Annotated in this window: 4 protein-coding genes; 3 read left to right on the plus strand and 1 reads right to left on the minus strand. The window is 42.7% G+C overall.

Annotated features, from left to right (window positions below; genetic code table 11):
* From bfr (EPO18_RS14970) to EPO18_RS14980, 3 genes are all read left to right on the plus strand, one after another.
* The coding region (bfr, locus tag EPO18_RS14970) for a bacterioferritin (RefSeq protein WP_292434571.1) at positions 1–434 on the plus strand (434 nt) is incomplete at its 5' end.
* Positions 435–453: 19 nt separating this feature from the next.
* Positions 454–936, plus strand: a complete 483-nt coding sequence (gene bfr / locus EPO18_RS14975) for a bacterioferritin (RefSeq protein ID WP_292434574.1) — start codon at positions 454–456, stop codon at positions 934–936.
* Positions 937–1,077: 141 nt separating this feature from the next.
* Entirely contained in the window at positions 1,078–1,275 is a 198-nt protein-coding gene (locus tag EPO18_RS14980) for a (2Fe-2S)-binding protein (protein ID WP_292434575.1), read from the plus strand.
* Positions 1,276–1,396: 121 nt separating this feature from the next.
* Here EPO18_RS14980 and EPO18_RS14985 read toward each other — a convergent pair whose 3' ends face one another.
* Positions 1,397–1,903 (minus strand): DUF1993 domain-containing protein, encoded by a 507-nt coding sequence (locus tag EPO18_RS14985; RefSeq protein WP_292434578.1) that lies wholly within the window; start codon positions 1,901–1,903, stop codon positions 1,397–1,399.
* Between the last annotated feature and the right edge of the window lie 750 nt (positions 1,904–2,653).

Here is a 2,653-nt window from a genome sequence, read left to right on the forward strand (position 1 = left end):
CCGGAGAACTGAGCGCATCCGATCAGTACCTAATCCATGGCGAGATGTACGCCGATTTCGGTTTAAATCATCTTGCCGAAAAAAGCCTACACGAGTCTGAGCATGAACGGCAGCATGCCCGAGCATTGATTCAACGCATCCTGTTTTTAGAAGGCGAACCCAACTTAGTTAAACGCGAGGCTTTAACTATCGGCAGTACGGTGCCGGAAATGCTAAAAGCCGATCTGGAAGTCGAATATCATGTCGTTGGGGAGCTAAAAAAAGCCATTGCCGCCTGTGAGAAAGCTCAGGATTATGTGACACGCGATATGTTGACAGTACAACTGGAAGATACGGAAATGGATCACGCCTACTGGTTAGAGCGACAGTTGCAGTTGATCGGCCTGGTAGGCCTGGAAAATTATCAGCAAAGTCAAATGAAACTGGGCATTTAAACTAGCGAGGGACACCAACATGAAAGGCGATAAAAAAATCATTGAAATTCTCAACAAGATACTCAAAAACGAGCTAACCTCGATCAACCAGTATTTCCTGCATGCCCGTATGTTTCGTAATTGGGGACTGGAAAAACTTAACGACTACCAATACAAGCAATCGATCCGCGTCATGAAGGAAGCCGATGAGATCATTGAGCGCATCCTATTTCTGGAAGGCCTGCCCAATCTGCAAAACCTCGGAAAGCTGCTGATCGGCGAAAATGTTATCGAATGCTTGAACGGCGATTTGGAATATGAAAAAAATGTACAGAGGCCACTATTAATAGAAGCCGTGGCTCTCTGCGAGGAATTACAAGACTACGTCAGTCGCGATCTGATGGAAGAGTTGCTGGAGCACTGCGAACAAGCCATCGATTGGCTGGAAACCCAGCAAGATCTAATAAAGAATGTCAGTTTGCCTAATTATTTGCAATCGCATATGCAGCATGGCGGCGATTAACACAATCTCCAACTTCCAGATAGCCATGACCTTTGTTGTGATATTGATTTTTGGAGCTGAAGGGTATTGACAGATTCTAAAAACTAAATGAGAATGCTTCTCGATAATTATGTATTGTTATATTTTCAGGGGAGCAGTTTCATGTATGTATGTGTTTGCCAGGCTGTGACGGATCGCGAGATTCATCAAGCTGCCAGAAACGGAGCGAGAACACTCAAGGACTTACGCCGCGATTTGGGAGTAAGCGTTGATTGCGGCCGTTGCGCCAGTTGCGCCCGTGAATGCTTAAAAGCAGCTAACGAAGATTTTCTGGAAAACCTGCAATTAGAGGTTAATTAATCCCCATCAAGAAAGATGGGGGCGAAAGAAATCGCTTGGAACACACAAGACCTCTAAAAATTTCGTAGCAAAATTGATTTTTTAGGTCTTAAACAGCTTCTAATGCAATATAGAACGCAAATTAATAATTGCCTACGTAATCCTTTTTTCCTATTTCCAGGCCATTATGCCGCAGTATGGCGTAAGCGGTGGTGAGATGAAAATAGAAATTAGGCAGTACAAAATCAAGCAAGTAAGCTTGACCTAAAAAACTGAGCTCTCTGCTGCCAAATTTCAGTGTAATTTTGCGTTCTTCACTGCCGTCGATTTGTGACGCGCTTACACTTTGTATGAACGCTTTAGTCTTGGCGATACGCGCTTGTAAATCGGCAAAAGTGGTTTCATTATCTTCATAACTCGGTACTTCGATACCTGCCAGGCGGGCAGCACAACCTTTGACCATATCAGTCGCAATTTGTACTTGGCGGTTAAGTGGATACATGTCAGGCGCTAGACGCGCATTAACAAAAATAGCGGGATCGATTTTTTTCGCTTCGGCATGAGCGGCAGCTTTATCGAGTATCGCAGATAAATTCTCTAGCATACGCACAAAAACAGGGATAGAAGCTTGGTACATGGTCAATGACATAAAAATTCCTCCAATGAATGCTGGAAATATTACCTAAACCATAACGCTATAAAATTTTTTTAATCGGTTAGGGTTAAAGTTGGATTTTCGGCGAACTTTTCTGAGTTTAACACAGTAAGGCTGTGTGTAAGTTGTCAAAAAGCTATGAAAATCAGTAAGGTCTTATTCATTCAACACAATGAAACCACAGGCATATAACCCAAAATGGTTACACTATCGGGTATATATTCTCATCTGTCGAATCAAATGCTAATAAACAGTCTTTACTGGCGCCGAATATGGAAAAATTAAACGACGTTTTTCAATCTTTGCAAACCTCAGTTCGGAAAGACAGCGGAACCTGAGAGCATTGGCTGCGGCACGAGTCCGATTATTTAATTGTTCATTCGGTCTTACGGCCATAAAAAAGCCCAGATTCGATGTTGAATCTGGGCTTTATCGCTAAGTTGTTCTTCTTTTAATTGTACTTAACACCATTCCTCCTCAGAAATTGGTGAACATATTTTATATTACATATCTGTAATAAAACATAGGTACCATTACTTATGTAACTGATGTTACGCAGTTGCTAGGATTTAGACTGCATCAACATTTTTTATTATTGAAAGTGTCGCTACCGCGACGTTATTCGAATCGGGTTCTCGCACCCGAGGGCGAGTTACTTTCTTTTGCGTCGCCTCGGCAACTGCTCCTGCGTTGCTCTACCTCCTGCATCCGTGCAGTCGAAAAGAAAGTAACCAAAGAAAAGGC

The organism is Methylobacter sp., assembly GCF_004322395.1.
GTDB lineage: Bacteria > Pseudomonadota > Gammaproteobacteria > Methylococcales > Methylomonadaceae > Methylobacter_A.